Origin of the sequence: Pseudovibrio sp. Ad13 (genome assembly GCF_001623225.1) — a bacterium.
Classification (GTDB): domain Bacteria; phylum Pseudomonadota; class Alphaproteobacteria; order Rhizobiales; family Stappiaceae; genus Pseudovibrio.
Window position 1 is genome coordinate 476651 of sequence record NZ_LMCC01000013.1, and the last position, 26503, is coordinate 503153.

Consider the following 26503-nt stretch of genomic DNA (forward strand, 5'->3'; position numbering starts at 1 on the left):
ATCAAACCGCAGTTATTTTGATGCGCTGTCCAGATAAGCCAGCAGGTTCTCGATATCTGCTGGCTTCTTCAAACCAGCAAATGCCATACGGTTTTTTGGCAAGAATTTCTTCGGCTTGGCGAGAAACTCGGTCAGAGATTCAGTATCCCACGTCACATCAGCACTTGCCATAACCTTGGAATATTTGAAGCCCTCAACAGCAGCTGCCTGACGGCCAATCACACCATGCAGGCTCGGACCAACTTTGTTCTGCCCTTCCTTCACGCTGTGGCATGCTTTGCACTTCTTAAAAACCTTCTTGCCCGCCTTCACATCACCCGCAAACGCCACTTGAACTGGTGCTGGAACCGCAACCGATTCAGCTGCCGCCTGCTTCCCGTCTGTTGTCAGCACGAGGCGAAGTGTAACCGGCACCGTCCGTGTAATTCCGTTCAGCTTGGCAAGTGTTTTCAGCTGATCCACACCCGCGTTCACGCCCGCTTCCTCAGTTCCCAAAAACACCATGTCATTGGTAGTCGCCAAAACTTTGCTGTCGGAAATGCGCGCCACAAAAACTTCCGTTTCCACCGGGATCTCAGTGCCCAGCAAATTGAGCGTGGCTTCCAGATCAACAACAGTGGTTGCGCCAACCGCAAGCTGGCTCAGCTCAGCAGCGTCCAGCTGTGCAGTCAGATCAGCAGACCCGATGCTTTGAAACACAATCTGGCGCATACGTTCATTGCGGATATTGATGTTGGTCTCAACAGACCCCAGATCGATCTTCAATTGCAGCTTGCCATCTTCCGAGACAGAGCCCGAGAGTTTCTCAAAGCTGTTCACCTCACCCACGGAGTTTTTCTTGATGGTCCCGTAAGAAAGTCGTGAGTTGTCGCTGTCCACGGTCCAGTTTTGTGCAAGGGCGCTGCCAGACAACAGTAAAAGCATCGCGGAGGTGCGGAAAAAGGTTTTTACCATAGGTATGTCGCCTTCGTGATTTGATGTGATTGACGATTTTTGGTTGCTATCAATTGAGAAACACACGACAGCTGGCTTTTATTCGATGTATTTTGGAAAAAAATATCAGAAACGTTTTCAAAGTGACCTAATCACCCTCATGCCTCGACTCTGGCGCTTTGCACTTTCGCTTGCAGGGCAGAAGGATCTGGCCGACGATTTGGTGCAGGCCACATGTCTGCGGGCATTGGAACGTGAAAGCCAGTTTCAGGCAGGTTCAAACTTTGCCGCGTGGACCATGACAATTTGCCGGTCCATCTGGCTGAACGAAATGCGCAGCCAGCACCTGAGAAAAACCGGCCAACTCGACACCGCCATCGAATCCAGCCTGATTGATCCGTCTCCATCACCTGAAACGAATATTTTCGCAGCTGAAGTGTTTAAACAAGTGATGCGACTGCCAGAAGGTCAGCGCTCTGTGGTGGAACTTGTCTTTGTTGAGCAATTCACCTATCGCGAAGCAGCCGTAATTTTAGGTATTCCTATTGGAACGGTCATGAGCCGTTTATCTGCAGCCCGAAAAACGCTTGCGCCTTTAAAGCAGGAACAAGCCAACCAGATGAAGAAGGGAGAGCTGGCATGACGTACACCGACGAACACCTACGGTCTTATCTGGCAGGCTCTCTGGACCCTGAAACCGCGCAGCAAATAGAAGCGGATCTGGAGAGCGATCCGATCCTGGAACAACGCCTGCTGGCACTTGAAGGCCTGCTCCCAGTCGTTCAACAAGGCTTTGCAGAGATCCCTGACACAGATCACCTCAAACAGCTGGAAGACAAGATCTTCGCACAGCAAACCCCTGCAAACGATCATGCAGCCGCACCATCTGTTGTCCGCACATGGGGCACCCGCGCAGCAACGCTTGTGATTGGCTTGGCCATCGGAACAGGCCTCATGTACTGGACAGATGACGCAATTGACTGGCGGCAGGAAGTCGCAAGCTATCAGGCGCTTTACGTTAAAGAGACAATCGCATCCCTGAACAGGTCCGAGGATGAGCTGAAACAAGAGCTGGCTGAAGCCTCAACCGCCGTAGGCCAGCAGCTGAACCTTTCAGACCTCAATGATCTGGAAGGCTTGAAACTACTGCGAACCCAGGTTCTGGGCCATGAAGGCGCACCGCTCATCCAGATAGTCTTTGCAGACCCCAACGGTGCCCCGGTTGCATTCTGCATCCTCAAAGACACAGATGCCGCCGGAACTATCATGCAATCCACCAGCCTCAAAGGCATGGCCTCCGCAGACTGGACCGGCAACGGCTATCGTTACCTCGTTATTGGAGGCCAAAACCAAAGCCGCATCGACATCGTCGCCGAGCAAATCCACTCTCGCGTTTTGTAGGCAAGGAGAGCCTTTCGCAAATCTTTCTGTCAGTATCTGTCAGAGTGAGCGCCGCAGGGGGGATCAGTATGCTAGGTCTTTCGGATTGCTGACTGGGACTTTGCGTTGATGAAAACATACGACGAGATTGAAACGGAGACTGAAGATAAGCTGGCAAGCCGTGTCTGGTTTCACCTGATGCGGGCCCACCGCTATCTTTACCCACGCTTTGAGCGCAGTTTGCGAACGCATGGCATTGATAACCCGGTCTGGTATGAAATTCTGCTGGAGGTTGAACGTGTGGGAGAGCAGGGGGCAAAGGCCTCTGACTTGCAAGACCATCTGCACATGGCGCAGTTCAGCATGTCACGGCACATCGCCCGTATGGAAAAGAAGGGGCTGATTGAGCGTCGTCCAGATAAAGAGGACGGACGCGCGCAGCTGATTTTCCTGACACCTCAAGCGGCCCATGCCCACGAGGAAATCTGGCCGCATTACTTCAAAATCATCCAGCAGGAAGTCGGAGAACGTCTCACCAAGAAAGAGGCGTTTGAACTCTTCAAACTACTGACCAAGCTCTACGAATAAAAAAGGGCCGCTAAACAGCGACCCTCTCGTTTCCTAGAACCGATAGTTTGCCGTAAGGCTAAAGGAACGCCCCGGTTCCTTCAGAGTGCCAATAACGTTGTAATCGCCCCCATAGGTTCCCCGGTCTGAGTAGTCATCATCAAAAATGTTGTTCGCTTCAACACGAAGTTTCAAACCATCAATCTGCTCTGGTTCATATTCCGCAAACAACCCGACAACGGCATAGCCTTCCAGTGTTCGATCTGAATCTCCGGATCCGGTGCTATAATCAAATGCTCCTTGCACATCTCCACCGATTATCAGACCGTAGTCTTCCAATTCATGGGAAACGTTGAAGGCTATGACTTGTCCCAGTGGGGCAGCAAAGTCCTGAGCAACATAGGAATCGGCGGCATCACCGTTAACTTCCACACGCGTGTTGGAATAGGTGATTTTTGCCGAACCTGAGGTCCACTTATAGCCCGCAGCCAAGTTGAATCCTTCGGTAAGAACATCCACATTAGCGTCGCGCGAGCGAGCATCGCTAATGTCAGTTCTGAAGATTTCACCGGAGAGCAAAAAGCCGGAACGTTCAAACTCGAGCCCAGCAGTCACGTTGTGAGAACGAGATGGCTTGATATCGGAGTAATCCCATGAGGAGCTGAAGGTATAATTGTCCTCAAGCGCAATCCCACCAAAAACAGTAGCATAACCGGCTTTAAGTTTGAGGCCTTCCAAGACCTCATAGGATGCCGAGCTGTTACCGCTCAGACCAGTGACAGAAGTATCGAAATCTCCAAGACCTTCAAAACGCTGATGATCAAGGCGTAAGCCCGCGGACAGTTTCAACGCTGACGATGGTGTCCAACGTACCTGTCCGAAACTGCCGAAGTTATGAGCAACCTCTTCCAAGTCAGAGGTTGGGTCATCGTAGTTTGCGGTCTTCCTGTAAAAATCAAATCCGGTAGTGAAGCCAATATCCTCAGTTAACCGGAAAGTGTTTGCAACTTTGCCGTTCAAGGTATTGGAAGTCCCGTTACTTCCATATGGCACAGGCACGTCAATATTGCTTTCACTGAAGCCAAGCACGATCTCTGGATCATAAAGGTCCGTAGGCTCCAAATGCTCATAGCGGAATGAGAAGCTCTTCCGCATCGTATCGTAAATGCGGGTCGGTGAACTGCCTTTGAAAGCACCAAAGTTAGCACGATAAGGCCGCTCTTCTTTATCCTTCAGCATCATGCCCGAAACCTCAAACCGATGTCCGGTCTCAGATGTGTAACCGGCTTTGAGAAGGCCGGTCTGCAAGTTTGCTCCGGTTCCCGGGATTTCCCAATCGCCGCCAGAGGTGTAATCCTGTCCCTTGGCGTTTTTAGCGAAGGCCAGAATATCAAAGCCGTTATGCTCGGCAAAGCCAGTCAAAGCTTGGGAGAATGTATTGCCGTTTGTATCAAAGCTCAGTGTTGCTTTGCCGCCCATGGTCTCGCCATCTTCCAGCAGGTCCAATGCATCAATCAGCTGAAAGGCGATGGAACCGCCCAGAGCGTTCGGGCCGGAATCTGCAGCTGCAACACCCGCATCCACACGCACCGCACGCAACAACGCTGGATCAATGGCATTGGCTGTTACATGGTGGAACGCACGGTTGTTCTGCATCGCGCCTTCAATAGTCATGTTCAGGTTGAGAGCATCCACACCATTGACGAAGATCTTCTGGGCAATTGGGATGCCGCCGCCAACCGTTACTGAGGCATTCTCAGCAAACACATCACGAAGATTACCCATCTCTGCGGCTTCAATCGCTTGAGTTGAAACGTAGATTGAGGTGTTTCTGTCAGCAGCCACTGCAAAGCGATCATTGTTGAAACTGTAAACAACAACAGGGTCCAGCTCCTCGCTGGCATCCACACTATCCTGCGCTGCAGCCCCGGTAGAAAAATAAGCACCGTTTAAAACACAAACGGAAACAAGCAAGCGCCACCGAAGTTTCTTCATTAGGATCCCCACCCACATATTGGCCGTATTACCTACGGCGAATCAAATATGAGATAATTACTCATGTTTATGCGCGAGGGTATATGGGAGCGCAATTATAGATGCAAGTGCATCTATATGCATAAACGTTTGCGACATGACCTATGAAAAGAAATCGCCATAAAATGCAATACGTTATGTAATTTTTATCAAAATCTGATCTGTGTGTATCTGCTGAATTTGACAGGGAGTGTTCAAAGATCACCGGGCACAAAACCAAAAAAAGCCCCCGCTAAAAGCATAGCGGGGGCTTTACAATAACAAGAGATTTAAGCTTGACGCTGGCCCATCTGATCATCAAGTGTCAGCAGGTGCCAACGATCATCACCAGCAGCTTTCACCTGGTCCAGAACACGGCGGAACAGATCTTCTTCTTCAATCTGCTCTTCCAGGAACCAGTGCAGCATGTTCTGCGTCCCATACTCCTTTTCATCATGGGCGAGATCAAACAGAGCATGGATTTGCGACGTGACCTTCACTTCCATCTTCATGGCCAGCTCAATAGCTTCCTGTGCTGAATCAAATTCAACAGTAGGAGCAGATATGCCTTCCAGAGTAACGCGGGAGTCCCGTTTCACGATGAAGTCATAAATGCGCATTGCATGGTCAGTCTCTTCTTTTGAATGAAGACGGAACCACTTTGCAAAACCTGGCAGCTCAATGGAATCAAAGTAGGCAGCCACAGCAAGATAAACGTAAGAGGCACTCAGCTCAGCATTGATTTGCTGGTTAAGAGCTTCTGCGACTTTGGTGTTGAGCTTCATCGGATTCTCCAATCAGTAATTTTGTGGAGACAGATTTGAAGAGCTACAAACTATTCGCTTTGACCAAAGTCAATTTGAGAAGAATTATCTTAGCAATTGCAAGTGATTAGCAGTTTCACAAATGACCATTTTGCGAGCTCAGGCCCTATGTTCGCCAGGTCTTGGGCGCTGATCCATAGATCCGCTTAAAGGCACTGCTAAAGCTGGACGGGCTGTTATATCCCGCCATATAGGCAGCTTCAGAAACAGTAATGCCGCCTTTGTTGATGGCTTGCCGCGCCTTCTCCAAACGCTGTTTACGAATAAAATCCGAGACTGTCAGATTGTACTTTTCCTTAAAGTGACGCTGAATGCTTCGTTTACTAAGGCCCGTTTCTTTAGAGATCCGCTCAATGGAAAGGTCTTCCTCCAGATGCTCCAGCAGAAATTCCCGCACCTTCAATCCTTTGATCCGTAACTGACTGTCCGCTTCCCGCTTCTCGGCCTGGACGGCCCCTTGCAAGTGAGCACAGCTCTGAGACATCAGGCTTAACGCCTCAGCTTGACATTGAAGGCCACCGATTTCATCAGCCCCATCATTGGTCATAGCCAAAATCCGCGCAGCGCAATCTACCATGCGTTCATCCGGCTGCCAGATGAAGTAATTCAGGTGGCCATTCATAAAACTCCGCACTTCCGCAGAAAGAGCAGAGGCCTGAAACCCAATTGCACCGTACCAGTCCGGTTGAGCTGCAATGCCAACCTTGCGCAGCGAGTGCCCGGCCTCACTCGGCTTCAGGCGCAAATTGGCAGGTTTTCGCAGGTTGAACAGCAGAGCCTGAGGCTTGGGTGTTTCGCGATCCCCGGCATCCAGATCAAAATAAACATCATCAATGTAAAACTGCTGCTGACCTTCCAGATAAATGAAAATCTGGAAAATAGGTGAAAGCTCCACCAAACTTTCATTTTCATGATGGCCCATTGTCTCATCCAGGACTTTGACTCGGATCTGCTGCTCAATCTGCACAGAAAGTGCTCCCTGACTTTTCACTGGCGCGAATGGATATGTTTTTGGCGCACACGCCAATGCATTTCCAATCGACGAACGCCCCCTCATAAATATATTATGAGTTTTGAAGTCAAGTTTAAAACTTCGTATAAATGAAGTAAGTCCAGCGCGACCTTCCAGCTCACGAACATCTCAGTAAAGAGGTGCCCAAAGTGCTCGCCACACACTGCGAGCGCTCATGGGGCTGTGCTGTCGTGCGGATACGATTGGAGAATGTTTCGATGTCTAGCCGCGACGTTGATAGAGCACTTAAGAACGCCCGTTTCACGCAAAAAACGCAAATGAACGCACTAAACCTCTTATTGGTTTCAACCGCGCTGACTTGCGCATCAGCGGCGTCCGCTCAGGAGAATAAACTGCTGGATGAAGTGGTCGTCACAGCCTCAGCTTCTGAAGTGACCTACAAGAACGCACCTGCAAGTATCTCCGTTATCACCGCAGAAGACTTGGAAAATCAGGGGGCTCGCGACGTTCGTTCCCTTCTGGAAAGTGTAGAAGGTCTCACGTTCAACAGAGCTGGTAATCAAAGCAAAGTGCAAATCCGCGGACTGAACGAGAATTACACATTGTTCCTGATAGATGGAAAACGCGTCACCTCCGCTCCAAACGCCTTCCGCGGAAATGACTACGATTCCGGCTGGGTTCCACTGGAAGCCGTCGAACGTATTGAAATCGTTCGCGGTCCTATGTCCTCACTCTACGGGTCAGATGCCATCGGTGGTGTTGTCAACATCATCACCAAGAAGGAAACTGAAGAGTGGCACGGCTCACTTACCAACGAATATACCCTTCAGGAAAACCGCAAATCCGGTGATTATGGCCGTACGGGTTTCAATCTTTCTGGTCCAATCCTCAAAGACAAACTCTTCATGCGAACCTACGGCAGCTGGGATTTTCGCCGCAAAGATTCAAGCACTCTGAACCCCGACAGCGCAAGCGGGCGCGCCAATGCAGGCTTTGCCAAGAGTGATAACAAGCACGTTGATACGACTGTGACCTGGGATGTAAACCAAGAAAATTCCGTTGATTTCAACGCAGGTTACAGCAAGCGCGCACACGATAAGACAACATTGGACAGATACTCAGCGGGCATAACTCATCACGGCTCCTACGAGTTTGGTGAGACTGAGCTGCGTGTCTTTGGTGACCGTATCGACAACTCCTACGGCCACGGAAACGCCGCTGGCGAAGACATGCCGAACACAGCCTATAACTTCAATGGCGATGGCAAAGTCAGCTTTGACGCAGATCTTCTGGTCCCGAACTTCATCACCGTCGGCGCGACTTACCAACATCAATCCCTCGAAGACAAGTATGTGCTTGTAGGCGAGGGCGGATCAGACAGTTCCCTCTGGCAAGCCGCAGCCTTCATTGAAGACCGTCTTGAAATCACAGAGGATTTTGAGGTCACACTCGGAGGCCGTCTGGACAAACACGAAAAATTCGGCTGGAACGCCAGCCCCCGCGTTTACGGTGTTTATCACCTCACACAAGCCCTGACATTCAAAGGCGGCTGGTCCTCATCCTTCAAAGCCCCAACCTTGCTGCAAATGTCCCCCAACTGGAAACAGGTCTCATGCGGAGGGGATTGTTTCTTAGAAGGTGCTGAAGATTTGAACCCGGAACTGGGCAGCAGTTTTGAGGTTGGCTTCAAATATGACGAAGCAAAATGGAGTGCAGGGCTAACCGGTTTCCATAATACTATCAAAGACATGATCCAGTTTCCACCTGCCAGAACAGCTGATGTTGCTGTTGCTCAGACCTATTCCAACTATGTTGGTCTCACTGCAGATGGCAAACCGATCTTCAAGTTTGAAAACATTGAAGAAGCTCGCACAATGGGGATAGAAGCCAACCTGACCTTGCGTCCAACAGATGAGCTGACTGTCTCTGCCAACTACACCTATCTGGATGCAAAAAACACAAGCGCCAACGATGCACCGCTTGCCTTCCAGCCAGAGCATACTGCAAACGTTAAACTGGATTACAATTTCAGTGAAAAATTCAGTTTCGCGTTATCTGCCAACTACGTAGGCGAACAATACACCTCGGTTCCCGCCAACGGTGACATGGCATTTGCCCGCAAAGTAGACGGTTACATCACAGCTGATTTCACAGGTCGCTATGACGTCAATGAAAACTTCACGTTGCGCGCTGGCGTTCTAAACATTGCTGACAATCAAATCCTGAAAACGGATTGGGATGAATTCAATGTTGACGGTCGCCGCTACTTCATCTCAGGCACCACTCGTTTCTGATTTCCAATAATGAAGGAGCAAGGAGGTGGGCCCACGCTCACCTTCAATGCGTAGAGGTGTATCACTATGTTTTCATTTAAGAAAACGATAATCAGCTTAGTGGTTTTTATGATGTCTCAAACTGTGTCTTCAGGGTCAGCACTCGACCTTTCAAAAACGGAAAGTACGACTGAAACACGGTTTCTTCAGCAAGGCCGGGAGGAAGTCTTTGAGCTGCAGGCGGAAACCGGCGACTATATCGAGCTTGGCTGGCAAGTGAACTCTGGCCGGTTTAACCTGGACAGTATCAACCGATTGACTGGTGCTCATATCCGCAGGTTTGCTTCTTCAAACGCTGGCCGTTCACCATTCTTGCTCGTCGTAGAGGATACACCAATCAATCTTAAAGTCTCTGCAATTGAAACCGGGCACTACACGCTGTCTATCATCAAACAAGTTGGTACTGAGCATCAGAATATAGAACAAAATGAATACCTTAGCCCGCGTATTGCCAACCTTGCAAGTCACCTAAAATCAGGCAACTCAACAGATGTCTTCTGGACTGAGATTGAACAAAAAGGCACGCCGCTCATTGAAGACAACGGGAACAACAAGAGTGTCCTGACATTTCTTGCCAGAGGCGCCAGAACTGGTGTCCGCCTCCTTGGTGCCCCAACAAGCAATCATGAAGAGCTTGAGCAGCTTGCAGGCAGTGACGTCTGGTTCAAATCATTTGTCGTTCCCAACACCACGCGGCTTTCCTATCAACTTGCTGTTGATGTGCCGGTGATTTCAGGCACTTGGATGGAACGACGGAGAGCGATTCTGGCAACTCTGGCAGCAGACCCGCTCAACAAGCACCCTTGGCCAGCAGACGCAATCGATCCTTACAATCAACACTCTACGGTGCTTTTGCCAGCAGCTGAACCTGGCCATTTTCTCGGCAATCAGACTGCCGCAAAAGGTCAGGTCACACATTCCAAGATTGAGAGCAAAGGCCTTGGGAACAAACGCGATATCTGGCTATACCGTTCCGCCGGCTATGAAACATCAAAAGCAACCGCTTCGCTGCTCATTATGTTTGACGCAGAGCACTATAATGGCCGTATCCCGGCTCCGGACATTCTGGATAACATGGTCGCAGACGGCGCAATTCCGCCATTAGCAGCCGTATTTATATCTCATATAGATTCAAAAACACGAACTCAGGAGCTTCCTAACAACGCTCGGTTCGCTGCGTTTGTGGCGGAAGAACTATTGCCATTTGCAGAGGCAGAGCTTGGCATATCCGCGACACCAGAAAGAACCATTTTGGCAGGCTCCAGCTTTGGTGGCCTTGCGTCCAGCACCATCGCTCTGCGCTATCCGCAACACTTTGGAAAAGTTCTCTCCATCTCCGGATCCTACTGGTACTCAGAGGAGAATGACGAGAATTACGTCGCGAACCTCATTGCAAATACTCCCCGTCAAGATATCCGGTTTTTTCTCAGCGCGGGGCTCTTTGAAAAGAGTGTAGGTGGCCGAGATCGAGGGATACTTCAGTCTAATCAGCATCTTAGAGATGTTTTGATTGCCAGGAATTATGAGGTGAAGCTGGCAGCCTATGCTTCAGGTCACGACTTATTCTCATGGCAAACCATTCTCAGTGATGGCCTTATTTCTTTGATCGGGAAGAGCGCTCCATGACGGGTTGAAATCCCGTTTAGATGCAATTGCATAAAAATCTAAGTGTAAACTTCAGGTATTATTGGACATCCTCATTTTTTGATTTTAGATAGAAACAAAGCTCAACAGCCAGGCTCTGATGCCAAGCCATGAGACATCTATCCAACGGAGTTAGAAATGTTTCATCGTGTAACGAGATCGGTTGCCGCTTTCGCTTGCCTCGCCCTCGCAACTTCTCCAGCCCTTTCTGATCAGGTCGAAATCAACACCGCAAATGGCAAAGCCAGCGTCGTTGTTGAGCCCAAAAATCTGATTGTGTTTGACATCGGAGCGGTCGACAACCTGAATGCACTTGGTGTTCAACCAGCAGGCGTCGTCAACAAAATGTATGTCGATTACCTTGATGGCGTTCAGTCTGAGGCAGACGTCATCGGAACTCTGTTTGAGCCAGATTTCGAGGCAATCAATGCGCTTGAACCTGAACTGATCATCGTTGGAGGCCGTTCCAGTAAACAGGCAAAGCCATTGTCTGAACTCGCGCCAACCATCGATATGACACCAAGTTCTTCAGAGGTTTCAGCAACGCTGCTCGCGCATCTGGAAGCCTACGGAAAGATCTTTAACAAGCAAAAGGAAGCTGCGCAACTTACTAGCAATTACAACAGGTTGCTAGAACAAGTGAAAGCTTCAGTTAAAGACAAGGGCAAGGCGCTGTTTGTTCTCACCAATGGCCCCAAAGTCTCTGTATTCGGCCCGGGCTCACGGTTCGGTTGGTTCCATGATGAACTGAAAATTGAACCGGCAATGGCTGAGGTTGCCGTCGCGTCTCATGGAGAAGCGGTGTCTTTCGAGTATATTCAAAAGGCCAATCCTGACTGGCTTCTTGTGATGGATCGCGCAACTGCGATCGGTAGTGATGCTGAAAACGCCCGTCAGGTTCTGGACAATGAACTGGTAGCCAGCACGACAGCATGGAAGAAGGGGCAGGTGATCTATCTTGATCCGGCTGCAACTTACATCGCGCAAGGTGGTTATCAGGCAACCACGCGCATCTTCAATCAGCTGATCGAAGCCTTCAATAAATAATAGTTCTCGCCAAGAGCTGGGCACGTGCTGCTCAGCTCTAGCCATTTCCTTGGTGTCCCATGAAAAACATCGGCGTTGCTATCGTCGCTCTGTTCGCGCTTTCCTGCTTCAGCTTATTCGTTGGTGTCAAAGAGATCTCCATCTCTGACTGGTGGCAAACCCCTCAGAACATTGACCTCTTTTTTATCAGTAGAATCCCACGCACATTGGCAGTTGTTTTGACAGGCGCATCCCTTGCTGTTTCAGGTGCTGTCATGCAAATACTTGCCCGAAACAGCTTTGTGGAGCCTTCCAGCGTTGGCACAGCTCAAAGTGCAGCACTGGGCATTTTGCTTGTGACACTGCTTTATCCGGGTAGCCCATTGATTGTGAAGATGATTGTCGCGTCCATAACAGCGATGATCGGCATGGCTGTCTTCCTGGCGATGATCTCCAGATTGCCCGTAACATCTCCATTGCTCGTGCCACTCGTTGGCTTGATCTTCAGCGGCATCGTGGAAGCCTTGACCATCTTCATCGCTTTTCAAACAGAAATGCTGCAGTTTCAGGGGACATGGATGAGCGGAGAGTTCTCCGGCATCTTACGTGGCCGCTATGAGCTCTTGTGGCTTTGTGGCGTACTGGCAATCCTCACCTATGTTGTGGCTGATCAGTTCACCATCATTGGCATGGGCAAAGATGCCAGCATCAATCTGGGCCTCAATTACAAGCAAGTCGTGATTGTCGGCCTGTTTATATTGGCACTTTCAACGTCTTTGGTTGTTGTCACAGTGGGCATGATCCCGTTTGTAGGTCTGGTCGTGCCAAATATCGCCCGCCGGTTGATGGGGGATAACCTGCGGGCCAGCTTGCCGTGGGTCGCAGTGCTCGGCGCGCTTCTGGTGCTTGCATGCGATCTTATCGGACGTCTGGTGCATTTCCCCTATGAGATACCCGTTGGTACGGTACTCGGCGTCATCGGGTCTTTCGTTTTCCTCTATCTGTTGTATGCGAGACCAGCTCATGCACGCTAAAAAGCTCATTATCCTGAGCGTTTTGCTGGCACTTGCTTGCATCGCTTTCATGACTCTTGGCGCTAAAGGCAGCTGGAGTTTCCTGCTTGTTTTCCGGGGAACAAAACTACTCGCACTTTTGCTGGTGTCAGTCTCAATTTCTGTTGCAACACTTCTGTTCCAAACCATCAGCGGGAACCGCATCTTAACGCCCTCCATCATGGGTTTTGATGCTTTGTACTTGCTGGTTCAAACGCTGCTGGTGTTTATGCTCGGAGGGTTCACCTACGTCGCTCTTGATGGACAAATCAAGTTTCTCGCAGAAGTAGGTGTTATGTTGCTTGCAGCCGTATTGCTCTTCTCAACAGTGATGGGAAAAGGCAGGCAGGACCTTCATCGTATGGTTCTGGTGGGTATCATTTTCGGGGTATTGTTTCGAAGTCTGACAGGGTTCCTGCAAAGGATTATCGATCCAAACGACTTCGCCATTTTGCAAGGTGCAAGTTTTGCTCAATTTTCCAGCGTAGACAAAGACTTGCTCGGCCTCAGCATCCTGCTCGTTTCAGCATGTTGCCTTATCATTTGGCGGCTTAGATACAGCCTCGATGTTATCGCACTGGGACGCAGCAATGCGATCAATTTAGGCGTAAACTATGAGCGGGCAAGCTTCGCTGTTCTGATCCTCGTCGCCACTCTGGTTTCTGTCTCAACAGCTTTGGTCGGTCCTGTCGCTTTCTTTGGCTTGTTGGTGACTAGTCTTGCCCATTTTATCATGAACACCCACCGTCACAGTATTTTGCTGCCGGCCTCTATCCTGATCGCTGCACTCATTCTCGTCAGCGGCCAGACGGTCTTTGAACGCATTTTGAAGAGCCAGTCTACCCTGAGCGTTACCGTAGAATTCTTCGGCGGCCTTCTCTTCCTGCTGCTTCTCTTTCGAGGAAAAATGAGATGATTGAAATTAATGGTGTTTCTCATAGTTACGGAAAGAGCAAAATCCTTCAAAACATCTCGCTTTCCATAAAAGAAAGCGGAATCACAGCCTTGATTGGGCCAAACGGGGCAGGGAAGTCCACGCTCTTGTCCCTCATGGCCCGCTTGCAGCCACTCCAGACAGGTTCCATCTCGTTTGATGGCCAATCAGTGTCTCAAACACCCACCAGAGAACTTGCAAAGACCCTTGCTATCTTAAGACAAGATAATGCACTCAGCAGTCGTATGTCTCTGCGGGATCTTGTTGGATTTGGCCGCTACCCGCACCACAAAGGTCGCCCCACAGCCAAAGATCATAGAGCGGTAGATGAAGCTCTGGATTATTTTGATCTGCAAACTATGTCTGACCGGTTCATTGATGAAGTCTCCGGCGGCCAAAAACAACGAGCACTGGTCGCAATGGCATTTTGTCAGGAGACAAAGTACCTCCTACTGGATGAACCTCTTAACAATCTTGATATGTACTACGCCCGCAGCCTCATGAAGCGCCTGCGCGAGATAGCAGACACAGGCAAACGCTCTTTTGTCATCGTCCTCCACGACATCAACTACGCCGGAGCCTACGCAAATGAAATCATCGCCCTGAAAGACGGGGCTCTCGCCATCCACGGAACACCGCAGGATGTTCTGGAAACAAAAGCACTGCAGACCCTCTACTCAATGGAAATCAAAGTAACCCAACACCAGGGACAACTCGTGGCCTTACATCATTTATAGGCAGTGCTCTTTAGGACTTAACGAATTGTTTCGGCTTTGAGAATGGTGAAATGTGCAAATAGTTAGAATATGCAGCGTAGTCACTATTCCATATAACTCTTTGATTTTTTGAATAATTATAAAACATGAATATTCAAATCATATTTGACTTTTGTCATTTGCGAAAGGTGTTCTGTTTTCTATTTCTCGGATTGCAAATCATTCTCAATTGCGAGAAGGCGCCAGTTTTGCCCTGGTGATCCTATTGCATTGGAGGGGGATAGGGGAAGTTTGCTCATGTTGGGCTATCCCCTCAAAAGAGATTCCGAGTTTAAGCATGTTGAATAAAACAGCACTTCTATCATTCGTATCAGCAGTGGCAATCAGCTCTACAGCTCTTGCAGGTTCTACTGAAGTTAAAGTCGAGGTTTTAGACAAAATCTTTGATCCAGCGGGTGGTTTCCTGGCTTACACAGAGTTTGAGCTTTCTGGCGAACCTTTAGCGGAAGGTCTGGGGCTGGATCTGGATGTTCTGGACCCAAATCTCGTCAATCAGCCAACCGCTTTTGATTATGCAGCCGGCATTGAGAGTTATGAATACTCTGAGGAGGCTATGTATGCGGTCAATTATCAGTCTAAGATGGGCCCACATATCGTAAACGGTCCACTAAACAAAGCACGTGACGGTTCACTTGAAAGCCTTGGCAAACGCGTGATTGAACTGGCCGGATCTGTTGCCTTCCCAGTGGAAGAAATTCCGCTCAACATGTACCCGATCACCTTCCCATACATCTCAGCGCTTCCTGAATTTGGTCAGGCAATTGACAGTTCTGTCGTCTCCAGCGATGAGGCGGATATTCTGACCGCTCACGGAAAATCTAAAACAGTAAAAATCGATATTCCAGCGTACTTCCGCGATTATGCTTCGCTCTCCTGGAAAGAGGAAGGCATGGACAAGTCTTTCAATCCCGGAGCTGCGGCAGGCATCATGCTGAAGGATGTCATGTGGGCACAGGATTTCCTCGGCGGTATGCACACAATAGCAGAGGATCTGGAAGTTGAGGCTGAAAGTTCTGTCATGGATCAGGATGGCGTACACGCGCTCGGAGTATCCACGGCAGATGGCTTTAACGGCGTTATTCTAACTGAAATGCTCAATGACCGTATGATAACACTACGTGATCAGTTTGGTTATGACGGTAAGATGCTTGGCGCAAAGCTGACCGCGTCTTATGATCCAGCACAGGGCCCAATCTGGTTCCCGCGCAAGGTCGCTGTGACTGAAAAGACCGAGAACACCGTGAAAGCCATTGGGTCTTTGAAAGTCATCGACGGAGCATCCACTCTGCGTGACACATGGTTGATGTTGTGGCCGCTTTCTGAGATTTACGCATATAGCGACCAACGTACTGCAAACACAAACCAGAACCCGGCTTTTATCGCCGTGTTTGACGGTGCACCATTTGCTGCAGCTGCTGACCTGAACAAAGACAATGACCTGGTGAATGACATTGCTTCTGATGATGTCTTCTCCGCTGCAAGTGTTCTCACAAACGCTACTTTCAAAAACCTTGATGCGCTGCACTTCAACAAAGAAGCGGGCACTCTGGTTGATCGTTATGATGGCAAGCAGGGCTCCAAAGTTACCACTTATGATGCGGCATATGCTCTTCAGGCCCTGAACATTTTTCAGCGTTCTCAGGATGCACTGGCCGTTGGTTATGCCTCCGCTGATGCGGGTGAGAGCCTAGAAACTGCACGCGGCAAGCGGGCGCTCGAATTGATTAAAGCGCAGGCAGATTTTATTCTGAAGAATTTGATCTCTGAAAATGGCCTTGCAGTTGATGGGTTTGAGACTGGTAAAGGCGCGAGCACGGAGCAAAGCCTGGGTACGCAGTTCGCTGTTGTTCATGGGTTAACCTCGGCATTCCTTGCAACAAAGGATGAGAGCTACAAAGAAGCAGCACGTAAGCTGTTCCTGACCATTGAAGCGAAGATGTATGACAAGACGATTGGCACATACGCTTCTGTGCCAGGCCAACCAACTGAGCACACACCATACACCGCTGCTGCAATCAGTGCTGGACTGCGTAGTGCAATGCTTATTCTGCGCAACAGTGAAGGGGAGAATGAACCTCTATTGGACCTGGCAAGCCTGACGCAACGCTATGAAGGCTGGTTCCGCACTGTCATTAACGGTCGCAATGTGAACGAGGGCATGCAGCTTGCTGAATGGCTGGGAGACAGTGGCGAAAACGTTGTAGCTGGTAGTGAAGATCTGGACACGGATGCAGATGGTGTTCCGCAGATTGTGCAAGCTGGCACAGCTATGGTGATGGCCGGTAAGGTCAAAGTTTTTGCTGTAAAATAAGTAGTTTACCGCGATTTGAAACAGCCGGGGTGTAAAACATCCCGGCTTCTTCTGCCTGTTAACCTAAGTCAAATGCGAAGCATTCGCATTTGACTATAGAGACAACAATCATAATAATCTGACGAAGAATCGATCCGCAGTCATGGATGATGCAAGCAAGAATAGCGTACCAGTCAATGGACCTAAGCCAGCACAACCCAGCGCAATAGAATTGTTCTGGAAGCGTCTCGGTTACAAGAGCAAACATGCTGAATTTGTGCTTTACTTCCTCACTATCAGTGGGTTGATGCTGTGGGATGTTGTTGGCCTTCCTTGGCAGCTCATCCAACCTTCACTTGCCATCCATTTCATTGTCTCCCTTATCCTCTTTCCATTGTTTGTTCTTCCATTCTGGTTTTCTCATCGTGACCTGATCAAGAAGAACGGACGCCCGTTTCTTCGTAGAACAGGCCAGATGATTGAGATTGCCCTGGTACTGTTGGTTCTCAGTGGCATTTATCTCGCGTTTTTTGGCAATCGCGGCAACATGATGGGGCAGGTCGCATATTGGCTCCATCTGGTTCCAGCACTGCCGGTTTCGTTATTGGTGTTTCACCATGCCAAGCGCTATTCGATGGTTAAGGTTGCAGCTTGGATCTTCCCGTTTCTTCTAGCGCTGGTCGCACTCATGATGCCAGCCTATGCTGCCGTTGAAAGTAGCTCCCTTGTTCTCAGTAGTGAGGGCACAAAACTCATCTCAGCAAACTTTGATGCAGGCAGTGTCACTGTTGTTGACCGCAGCTCTAGCAAAGTGCTGCAAGAGATCAAGATCGGTGGTGAGTTACGCCGCATCGCGTTGGATGAAAAACAGCATATTGCAGGTGTAACGGACTACACGGGTGACCGTGTGGTTTTCATTGATCTGAACACAAGCAAAGTTCTCTCTGAGTTCAAGACTGACTATCGTCCATTTGGCATTATCTATGACAAGATCAACAACCTGTTCTGGGTTTCATTGTTTGAAGCGCACAAGATCATTGCAGTTGATCCGAGACAAGGCATCACTCAGGAAATCGACAGCGAAGAGACCCCGCGTGGTCTTGCTTTGCTCAGTGATGGTCGTCTGATCGTAACGCATGCCATGGTTGGCAAGGTCTCCATTTGGGATACCTCAGGGGGTAAGCTTACATTTCTGAAGACGATCAGTTTGGTTGAAACTCAGGACAACGACGAAGCTGTTTCGCAGGGTGTCCCGCGCATTCTCGATGATATTGCAGTAAGCCCGGATGAGAGCGAGGCCTGGTTGCCACACGTTCTTTGGAACTTTGATCGTCCTTTCCAGTTTCAATCCACCGTGTTTCCGAGTGTCTCATTGTTGAGCCTTGAACAAGGGCAAGAGAAAGAAGTTGCTGAGCGCCGCAAGCACCTCTTCAAGCAAATCAATATTATCGATACCAACAATCGCACCCGCATTGTTTCAAACCCTCATGATGCTGCATTCTCCCAGGACGGTAAAAAGGTCTACGTGACATTGTCTGGCAGCGAAGACTTGATGGTCTTTGATCTGACCCGCAGAACAGCCCTGACCAGCAAGAAGAAGCGCAGAGCGCGCCGCAAGGGCAAACTGAACCAAGGTGGGGCAAAAGTCATGCAGATCTTTCGCCACATTCCGGGCAACAATCCGCGCGGGTTGGTTGTTTCGGGGCAGGACATCTTCGTACAAAACGCGATGACGCTTGATCTTGTAGCGCTGAAGAGAGGTGGGGACGGCCCGTTTGCGCGCGTCACTCTGAGTGAGCAAGCTCCAGTGCCACTGGTGCAGAGCGATCCGGTTGAGGCCAAGCTACGCAGAGGTAAGACCCTTTTCAACAGCGGCAACACAGATGATTCAAAACTAACGCCGACCACTGGTGACTTTTGGATGAGCTGTCAGAGTTGCCACGTGGATGGCTTCAACTTCACCAATGGCTATCTTTATCGATCCACACCAACCAAGAAGTTTGACCGCGCCACAATTGGCCACGACAATTTAAACAATATGATCTCCGGTAACTTCGTTGGTGACTACTTGCGCATCATGCAGAAGACGCAAGGTGGTATGGGCCATGATGACCGTGATGGAGCCTTGCAGATCAATCCGGATGAACCGTCAGAACCGGTCAAACGCGATATGGAGGCTCTGCAAGCTTTCATCACGTCACGTGGAAACTTACCGCTGAATGCAAGTTGGATACGCCTTGATGATGATCGTAAGATTCTACATGAGAAAGATTGGGTGAACTCAGCCGCCTGTGCGTCCTGCCATTCTGACATGTTTGAGCAATGGGCAGATTCAAACCACCGTCTGATGGGAGAATCTAACCCATACTTCATGGTCGTGAAATCCGTTGCAGAACAGACGGAAGGTAAGGACTTTGGCAAATGGTGTCTTGGCTGTCATGAGCCGCAAGAACAGTTCACCGAGCCAAAGGCGGTTCCGCAAGAAGGACATATGTTTGAGAAAGGCGGCGCCAGCCTCTTTGAAGCCCTTGAGACGGGCGTACCGGATTCAGATGAGGGCACGGGCTGCTTATTCTGCCATCGTATCACTCGTATTGAAGCAGCCATGGGGCAGACGGCAGGCACCAACGCCAGCTTTACCGTCAATGTGAAAGATAGAGAAAAGTATATCTTTGAAGACAACGACAACGCACTGCTGCACTGGGTGGGTAACCGTCAGATCAACGCCAAGCCCGAAGTGCATGCCAAGTCGTACTCTCAGCCATTTTACAAGGATTCTGCTCTGTGTAGCACCTGCCATAATGAGGTGGCTCCAGGCACAGGTAGTGTGATTGTGAACACCTACGGTGAGTGGGAAAAATCCTCCTACAACAATCCAGCAGATCCCTCCAAGAACCGCACTTGTATTAGTTGTCACATGATGGCAGACGTGCAGAAAATCGGTGAGAATGTCCCGGGCATTTCTACAGATGAGGGCAAGGTGAAAGAGAATGTGGTGACACATCAGTTCACGGGTGCCAACCACCATCTTGTCGGCCTGCGCAATAAGAAGCTCTCAGACATGAGCATTGAGCTTTTGCGAACTGCTGCTGAGTTGGAAAGCTACATCGACGAAAACGGAAAACTGATCGTTCGTGTTAAAAATGTTGGAGCAGGGCATGCCTTACCAACCGGCGTTGCTGACTTTCGTCAGCTTTGGCTGGATGTGACCGTGAAAGACGCAAGTGGCAAGGTTGTTCTGGAAGATGGCAAGATGGATGGTAAGGGCGTCGTACCAACCGATGCTCGTATGTTCCAGAAGGTCTTTGGCGACAAGGATGGCAAGCCCGTCGGCCTGCTCTTCTGGCGTTATGAAAAAATGCTGAAAGATACCAAGATCCCAGCGAATGGTTACCGGGATGAAGCCTTCGCATTGCCAAAAGAAGCTACTTATCCGCTCAGCGTGGAAGTAAAGATGATGTTCCGCATCTATCCGCAGTGGGTGACCGATGCAGTACGCCAATCCTACCCAGATCTACCAAATCCAGAAGCTGTTGTTATGGCTGAACTTACTCAAACACTGGAGCGGCCATAATGTTTGCCAGTTTTCTGATCACATTTCGCGAAGGGCTGGAAGCCTTTCTGTTGGTTGGCATCATCCTGTCTTACATGCACAAACTTGGCGTGCGGCATTTCAATAAATACGTCTATCTTGGTGTTGTACTTGGATTGATCGTATCACTGGCGTTGGCCTTTGTTTTCCAGGTGGTGATTGACCAGTTTTCCAATCAACACTATCAGCACCTGCTGATGATCTTCATTCTACTTTTCGCCACGCTGGTGCTGAGCTACATGGCGATCTGGATGCATAAACAGGCCAAGGCACAGGTCGACCATGTAAAAAAGAAACTGGAATTCCACATCTCCTCGGGCAACCTGTGGGGCATGGTGTTTCTTGCGTTCATTGCGGTGCTGCGAGAAGGGTTTGAGACCGTATTGTTTTTCTCTGCTCTCATGTATTCAGGGCAGGGCGTGACATTGGAGAACGGTCTGATTGGGGCAACTATCGGTCTTGTTGCATCCATCCTGCTGGTTTGGATTATGATGCGTGGCACCCGCGAAGTTCCGATTGCTCCGTTCTTCAAATACACCAGCTTGCTGATCATTATCATCGCAGCCGGATTGTTCTCGTCTGCCATCAATATGCTGCAGGCGATTGATGTTGTTCCGATTTTGATGGAGCAGATCTTCAACATCTCGTTTATTTTGGATGATCAGGGCACCTTTGGCACTTTCATGCGGGCGCTGTTTGGGTACAACGCGTCGCCAACGCTGATCCAGTTTACGAGCTGGGTACTTTATCTTGGACTATTCCTGAGTTTCTGGAGCCGCGGCTATGCTCAAAAAGCCTGAACATGTTTTGGTGTTGGGGGCGGGGCCTGCTGGTCTGACAGCAGCAATCCGCTTGCTGGAAGCTGGTATTCAGGTCACCGTGCTTGAAAAGGCTTCAAAAGAAGGGGGCCAAAGCGGCACAACAACGTTTGAAGGTCGCCATGGGACCTATCGCTTTGACTACGGCGGCCACCGCTTTATCACTCACAACGCGCAATTGCTAAAACTGGTTGAAGAGCTGGTTGGCGATGACCTGTTGACCAGCCAACGCAAAAGCGTCATTCGCTTTCAGGATCGTACCTACGATTATCCATTAGCCATGGGCAACATCCTGAAAACGGCGCCAGCCTCATTATTGGTTGGTGCGGTAAAAGACTTGGCACTTTTGCCATTCGGTAAGCCCATGGACGATAACTTCGCAACATGGATCACCAGTCGGTTCGGTAAGACGCTCTATAAAAACTTCTTTGAAGGATACACAGCTAAACTCTGGGGTATGGATCCGGTCGACCTGTCCGCAGACTGGGCTGGTCAACGCATAAGTCTGTTGGACTTGAAAGATGTTGCCAAACGACTTTTGCCAATCGGGAACGACACCCCTCGCACCTATGCCAGAAGCTATCGCTACCCTAAGTATGGATTTGGTGCCATTTTTGAACGCATGGCCCAAAAGGTTGAAGCGCTTGGCGGCGAGATTATCTTTGATGCAGCTGTCGATGGCTTTGACTACGCAGCAAATAAAATTAGTGCCGTGAAAGCAGGGGGCTCTTCCTATCCAGCAGATGCTGTGCTCTCCACGCTCTCCTTGCCTTACATGGTTAACATGACAGGTGGCGAGAGTGCGTTAGCATTCAGAGGATTGCGGTTCTTTAATATGCCTCTTGAAATGGACAACCTCTCAGACTGCACATGGCAGTATCTGTCAGATCCCGACATAATAGCAACGCGATTGCAGGAGCCAAAACGACGCTCACCGTTCATGGCTCCCAAGGGGCACACCTCTGCAATGTTAGAGATCCCATGCGACCCGGGGAGCGAACTGTGGGAGATGGACAACCAGCAGATGTTTGCTCAAGCGTGTGGTGTCTTGAATAAGCTTGGCATCAATAGCGCAGCAGCCACAGGTGAATACTTCTCTACTTATCAGCGGCAGGCCTATCCGCTGATGACAGTGGGATATGAGAAGAACCGTGCTAACGCAATTGCCCACCTCAATCAGTTTCAAAATCTGATCCAGTGTGGGCGGCAAGGTACCTTCCGCTACATCTTCACAGACACCTCTATGGAGATGGGGCAGATGGCTGCTGATGCGTTGATTAGCGAAAAGGATCAGCGCTCTACCATCTATGAGCATCGTAGTGAAAGAACCGTTATTGAAACGGAAAGTGTGGCTTAGGAGACCAGTCGTGGTGAGAATATTTTATGCATTGCTTATGTCTTTGCTTATTACTGGTCAGGCGCATGCTTACTCTTATGCTGCTGCTGGCAAGGAGCCTCTGATTGATGCGCGGGAAGCCATCTATAAAGCTGTGAACGCCGGGGACTTTGAAGCAGCGAAGTTAGCTGCCAACGAGATCTCAGAGAAACTTGCCTATTTGACGACTGATTATGACAGTGGGCTGTCTGAAGCATTTGAAAACGCCTTAGCCTCTCAAGATACAGCGACAATCGCAGTTGCTATCAATCGCGTTTTTGTTGCGGAGATTACCCGTCGTTTGCAAGCAGGTTCCGAAAACTTGAAAGACTATCAGACCGCTAAAGTTCTTGTTGTCAAATCAAAACGCTTCTTCGATGCCATGGCGGGGGAGTTACCAGGCAAGCGACGTCAAGCTGTAGATGAAAGCCTTCGCCAAGCACTTGAAGCCATTGGGAATCCTGGCGTGTTTGGAGTTGGTAAACGAGAGGCAGATCCTGCCGCTTACAATGCTGCTGTTGAGGACGTCTTAAAGGCGTTGGCAAACTAGTATGTTGCGACTTGGCTGGGGCGCAGCTCTCTTTTGCTACGTGACTTTGTCCATTTGGTTGCTCCGCCACACACCAAGCATCCCAAGTGATGACGCCTATTTCTTTGTTAATGGCACAGTTCGCTTCAGTGTACTTGAGTTCAGGCCACATTTTCCGGGGTATCCGGGATTTATAGTGCTGAGCAAACTGCTTGTTTTGATCGGCTTGAGTGCGAAGCAAGCAGTCTTCTACCTGAGCCTATTTTCTGCACTGTCTTTACCTCCTTTTGCAGCATGGACTACCCAAGCCTGGGGAGCATCTCATAGAGGTGTGCTGCTGGCCTTCTTCGCAGTTTTAACGCAGCCTTTCCTTCCGCTTGTCGCATTAAGTATGATGAGTGATGCAACAGGTATTGCATTCTTTCTTGCAGCCTTGGCTTTTATGGGTAGAGGCAAACACATCAGGGCAGGGTGCTTTGCAGGGTTTGCCCTAGCCTGCCGGCCATCTTTCATTGTTCCAGTTGCTCTGGCCTTAATCACTGAGTGGTATTTGAAAAAAGAGGCTCGCACAAAACTTTTTATCGCAAGTGCCAGCACGCTGCTCTTATTCTTCGGAGGGGTGTTCCTGCTAGAAGGCGAGGCTTACCTGATTGAAGCGCTGCGGTTCACCGAAGGTCATTTCACCGTCTGGGGTAACACGTCGTTTGAGCAAACCTTCGAACGTGAAGGCTGGTTGGATGCCTTTGAAAAAGAACCCATTGCTCTTGCAAGCTTGCTCTCTCTTCTCCTCATAGCTGCCCTTGCTTTCATAACCCGCCCCAAACTCACAGCCTTGCTGATAGCAGCAGCAGCTGCCGTACTCTGGACACTACTTGCCCAAAACCCCGAAAACCTCCGCCACGTGCTCCTACCTGCAATTTTGCTAGTTATTTGGTTGGTGTGTTTTGCTGACTGGTGGGCAAAACCTGCTTTGGTTTTTGTAATCACTTTGCAGCTTGGCATCTGGCCGCAATTCCTATTCAAATCTGGAACCAACTCACCTCTCAAACAAGCAACAGACTTTCTAGGTCAACAGCCAGTCGGAACTCTTGTTACAAATAGAGGCGTTTTCTTTCTTCGAGCCTCATTGCCACAACATAAGATTCATGATGCGTTCTTTTCTGACAGTGTGGAAGTTTCTTTAAAAAGCCAAAAGAGTGAAACAATCTGGAGGTTGGTCGGGTCTGGGGCCATGAGCAATGTGTGGTGCAACTCAGAAACGATGTTTGCAGCAAGAGTGCCCGGCGAGAAGGCTTATAGTTTACAGACGCGGTGCCGTTGATGTTTTAGCCAGTTCAACTTTGTCTTGTTAATTCTGTTCGCAGTAATGTTTGGATAAATTTGATCGTGAACAAACGTGAAAAAAATAACTAGTGTTAGCAAAGTCACGATCGTGTGCGATTTAGTTTACAGTTCTTTTTGAGTTCATTAGATGCTGCAAAATGCTTTTTTCTCCAAATTTGCTGAGATTGCGGGAAAAATAAGCCTCGATCTGATTATCATAGTGTTCTCCTGTTCACAGCATAACGCCAGTTTCAGGAGTAAAATCCACTTAACTCAACTGGCTGAAAAACATAGGCCAGCTCTCACAATGCCAAGTTGCTCTTTGCGCACAACGTTACTCGTGATTATGATAATACTGGTCGACAGACCGAATTGCCAACGCCTGAATGGTAAGTGAAGGGGCTTCACCTCCACCGGAACTTGGAAAAATGCTAGCGTCTGTAATCAGCATGTTGGGGTGGTCGTGGCTACGCCCACTTTGATCCACCACAGAATTGAGCGGATCACTCCCCATGCGACAAGTGCCAAAGACATGTGTCGAAGAAAAGAAGTCATAAGTCCCTTGCTCCAACCGCAGTTGTTTGACACCCGCCTTTGCGATCAGCCTACGACACGTACTTGCCATGAAATTTAACCGCTTTATTTCATTCTCTCCTAACTTAGCATGGATGCGTGGTATTGGAATGCCATTTTGATCAGTCTCACTTGGATGAAGGTCTATGAAAGTTTCGCTATTGGGCAGACTCTCACCAATTGCAGAAACTGCAACGGCTTTTCCGAAGTACTTGTGCAGTTGTGCTTTAGCCTCGTGGCTATGCCCTGAGATAAGATGCTGCATATAGGCTATCGGCCCAGTTAAACCCAGATCCTGTACAGAAGAGGTAAAACGGCAACCACCTATAACATCACGAATTGCATCAGGAGCATTAAAGTCCCAGCAGATAGCATCAGCAGGCAAGCCCATATGCGTGTTTGCGATGTCGACTGCAAACCCTGCAGCAGACCAGGCAATGAGTTCCATAAAGTTTTTGCCAACCTGACCAGAAGAGTTAGCAAGCTGCGAATGAAGCAACAAACGAGGTGTTTGGACTGCACCTGCAGCAAGCACCACTAAGCCTGCTTCAATTACTTCATATTTGCCGTTGTTTGCAAAACGTATTGTTTTGATGTGTCCTGTATCATCTGCCTCCATGTGAATGACGCAGCTCATTGGCTTAATGGTAACACAATTGCTTTGCTTTGCTCTGCTTGCCGAATGAATGTGACATCAGAAGACCCTTTGTCACCGAGAGGACATCCTCTGCTACAACTTCCGCAATAGTTACATTGTGGCCGGTTCTCATAAGGGGTTGAAAGAGCCGCTCGACTATTGGCCTGCCAGCGCATGCCAAGTTTAGCTCCTGCCTCCACTAGCCTTGTTGCAGCTGGGCTAAAAGGATGGGCAGGTAACGGGAAGGCTGAAGACCTCCAACACTCCTTCTGGTTTTCTGAACCTGCTACGCCAAGTACCTTTTCCGCAATGACGTAATAAGGCTCCAACTCATCATAAGTGAGAGGCCAATCAGCACCAACTCCAAAGTCACGAGCCAAATTAAAAGAACGAGCGTTCAATCTATGTGCCTCACCGACAAAATGTAGTGTACTCCCTCCAATACCCTGTACATGTTCATAACCGGAGCCAAGTGGCCGGCGAGTGTTCCCGGCAGAGAGGCGGCCTTTTACCGTGTTCCAACTGAAAAGATGTTTGTTTTGCTCTGATACGCGTCCAAGATCCCCAAAGGATACCTGCCCACGACTCCCTGTTTTGTTTGGAAAGTTATGGCGCTCCCAATCGGGTTGCATAAGTTTGTAGTCAGCAGTCGGATTAAATCTAGGGCCAGCATCCAGCAGAAGCACTGTTTTGCCGTGGTGTGCAAGTCGCCAAGCAGCAGCCCCGCCACCGGCACCAATGACGATTGCATCATAAGATTGCTTTAAGTCCATGGCGGCGGATAGCCTCTCGGTTGCGGTGCTTCATTCATGGATAGGTGAACACGGGTCTGCGGATTTGCATAATAAAAGTAATACGCAAGGTTTCGTGCAACACCATAAAAAATCACATGCGGGAGTAGTTGGTCACTT

Annotated in this window: 21 protein-coding genes; 15 read left to right on the forward strand and 6 right to left on the reverse strand. The window is 49.4% G+C overall.

Annotation, left to right across the window (positions count from 1 at the left end):
• Positions 1-12: 12 nt before the first annotated feature.
• Positions 13-954, reverse strand: coding sequence for a cytochrome c family protein (locus tag PsAD13_RS15940; protein ID WP_063318791.1), 942 nt, complete (start codon positions 952-954; stop codon positions 13-15).
• Between the two features lie 25 nt (positions 955-979).
• Between PsAD13_RS15940 and PsAD13_RS15945 the strand changes: the two genes are divergently transcribed.
• From PsAD13_RS15945 to PsAD13_RS15955, 3 genes are all read left to right on the forward strand, one after another.
• Positions 980-1576, forward strand: coding sequence for an RNA polymerase sigma factor (locus tag PsAD13_RS15945; protein ID WP_244275174.1), 597 nt, complete (start codon positions 980-982; stop codon positions 1574-1576).
• Positions 1573-2334: a hypothetical protein gene (locus tag PsAD13_RS15950; protein ID WP_063318792.1), complete on the forward strand. Its 762-nt coding sequence runs from the start codon at positions 1573-1575 to the stop codon at positions 2332-2334. Before PsAD13_RS15945 ends, PsAD13_RS15950 begins: the two co-directional genes overlap by 4 nt.
• A 108-nt stretch (positions 2335-2442) precedes the next feature.
• Complete coding sequence (locus PsAD13_RS15955; protein WP_063318793.1) at positions 2443-2901, forward strand: MarR family transcriptional regulator; 459 nt, start codon at positions 2443-2445, stop codon at positions 2899-2901.
• A 33-nt stretch (positions 2902-2934) separates the two neighbouring features.
• Here the strand turns inward: PsAD13_RS15955 and PsAD13_RS15960 are convergent, their stop codons facing one another.
• The 3 genes from PsAD13_RS15960 to PsAD13_RS15970 form a co-directional block, all read right to left on the reverse strand.
• Positions 2935-4875 (reverse strand): TonB-dependent receptor, encoded by a 1941-nt coding sequence (locus PsAD13_RS15960; RefSeq protein WP_063318794.1) that lies wholly within the window; start codon positions 4873-4875, stop codon positions 2935-2937.
• A 308-nt stretch (positions 4876-5183) separates the two neighbouring features.
• Positions 5184-5678 (reverse strand): ferritin, encoded by a 495-nt coding sequence (locus PsAD13_RS15965; protein WP_057465144.1) that lies wholly within the window; start codon positions 5676-5678, stop codon positions 5184-5186.
• Between the two features lie 145 nt (positions 5679-5823).
• Positions 5824-6684, reverse strand: coding sequence for an AraC family transcriptional regulator (locus PsAD13_RS15970; protein ID WP_208986667.1), 861 nt, complete (start codon positions 6682-6684; stop codon positions 5824-5826).
• Positions 6685-6947: 263 nt separating this feature from the next.
• Here PsAD13_RS15970 and PsAD13_RS15975 point away from each other — a divergent pair, with 263 nt between their 5' ends.
• From PsAD13_RS15975 to PsAD13_RS16030, 12 genes are all read left to right on the forward strand, one after another.
• Positions 6948-8984, forward strand: coding sequence for a TonB-dependent receptor (locus tag PsAD13_RS15975; protein ID WP_063318795.1), 2037 nt, complete (start codon positions 6948-6950; stop codon positions 8982-8984).
• A 108-nt stretch (positions 8985-9092) separates the two neighbouring features.
• Entirely contained in the window at positions 9093-10649 is a 1557-nt protein-coding gene (locus PsAD13_RS15980; RefSeq protein ID WP_208986669.1) for an alpha/beta hydrolase-fold protein, read from the forward strand.
• 156 nt (positions 10650-10805) lie between these two features.
• Entirely contained in the window at positions 10806-11714 is a 909-nt protein-coding gene (locus tag PsAD13_RS15985; RefSeq protein ID WP_063318797.1) for a siderophore ABC transporter substrate-binding protein, read from the forward strand.
• 59 nt (positions 11715-11773) lie between these two features.
• Positions 11774-12727: an iron chelate uptake ABC transporter family permease subunit gene (locus PsAD13_RS15990; RefSeq protein ID WP_063318798.1), complete on the forward strand. Its 954-nt coding sequence runs from the start codon at positions 11774-11776 to the stop codon at positions 12725-12727.
• Positions 12702-13661, forward strand: coding sequence for an iron chelate uptake ABC transporter family permease subunit (locus PsAD13_RS15995; protein ID WP_063318799.1), 960 nt, complete (start codon positions 12702-12704; stop codon positions 13659-13661). The genes PsAD13_RS15990 and PsAD13_RS15995 overlap by 26 nt, the downstream gene beginning before the upstream one ends.
• Positions 13658-14416, forward strand: a complete 759-nt coding sequence (locus PsAD13_RS16000) for an ATP-binding cassette domain-containing protein (RefSeq protein ID WP_063318800.1) — start codon at positions 13658-13660, stop codon at positions 14414-14416. Before PsAD13_RS15995 ends, PsAD13_RS16000 begins: the two co-directional genes overlap by 4 nt.
• Positions 14417-14732: 316 nt before the next feature.
• A complete protein-coding gene (locus tag PsAD13_RS16005; RefSeq protein WP_063318801.1) occupies positions 14733-16766 on the forward strand; it encodes a hypothetical protein in 2034 nt (677 codons plus the stop codon).
• A gap of 142 nt (positions 16767-16908) precedes the next feature.
• Positions 16909-20319: a multiheme c-type cytochrome gene (locus PsAD13_RS16010; protein ID WP_084404732.1), complete on the forward strand. Its 3411-nt coding sequence runs from the start codon at positions 16909-16911 to the stop codon at positions 20317-20319.
• Positions 20319-21137, forward strand: a complete 819-nt coding sequence (locus tag PsAD13_RS16015; protein ID WP_063292490.1) for an FTR1 family protein — start codon at positions 20319-20321, stop codon at positions 21135-21137. The genes PsAD13_RS16010 and PsAD13_RS16015 overlap by 1 nt, the downstream gene beginning before the upstream one ends.
• Positions 21121-22512, forward strand: a complete 1392-nt coding sequence (locus PsAD13_RS16020) for an FAD-dependent oxidoreductase (RefSeq protein ID WP_063307588.1) — start codon at positions 21121-21123, stop codon at positions 22510-22512. Before PsAD13_RS16015 ends, PsAD13_RS16020 begins: the two co-directional genes overlap by 17 nt.
• 10 nt (positions 22513-22522) lie before the next feature.
• Positions 22523-23080, forward strand: a complete 558-nt coding sequence (locus tag PsAD13_RS16025) for a hypothetical protein (protein WP_063292492.1) — start codon at positions 22523-22525, stop codon at positions 23078-23080.
• 1 nt (position 23081) lies between these two features.
• Positions 23082-24380 carry a hypothetical protein gene (locus PsAD13_RS16030; RefSeq protein WP_063318802.1) on the forward strand — a complete coding sequence of 433 codons (1299 nt, stop codon included), beginning with the start codon at positions 23082-23084 and terminating at the stop codon, positions 24378-24380.
• A gap of 336 nt (positions 24381-24716) precedes the next feature.
• Here the strand turns inward: PsAD13_RS16030 and PsAD13_RS27945 are convergent, their stop codons facing one another.
• Positions 24717-25574 (reverse strand): GMC oxidoreductase, encoded by an 858-nt coding sequence (locus PsAD13_RS27945; RefSeq protein ID WP_206599775.1) that lies wholly within the window; start codon positions 25572-25574, stop codon positions 24717-24719.
• 14 nt (positions 25575-25588) lie between these two features.
• Positions 25589-26365 carry a GMC family oxidoreductase gene (locus PsAD13_RS27950; protein WP_063318804.1) on the reverse strand — a complete coding sequence of 259 codons (777 nt, stop codon included), beginning with the start codon at positions 26363-26365 and terminating at the stop codon, positions 25589-25591.
• Positions 26366-26503: the final 138 nt, after the last annotated feature.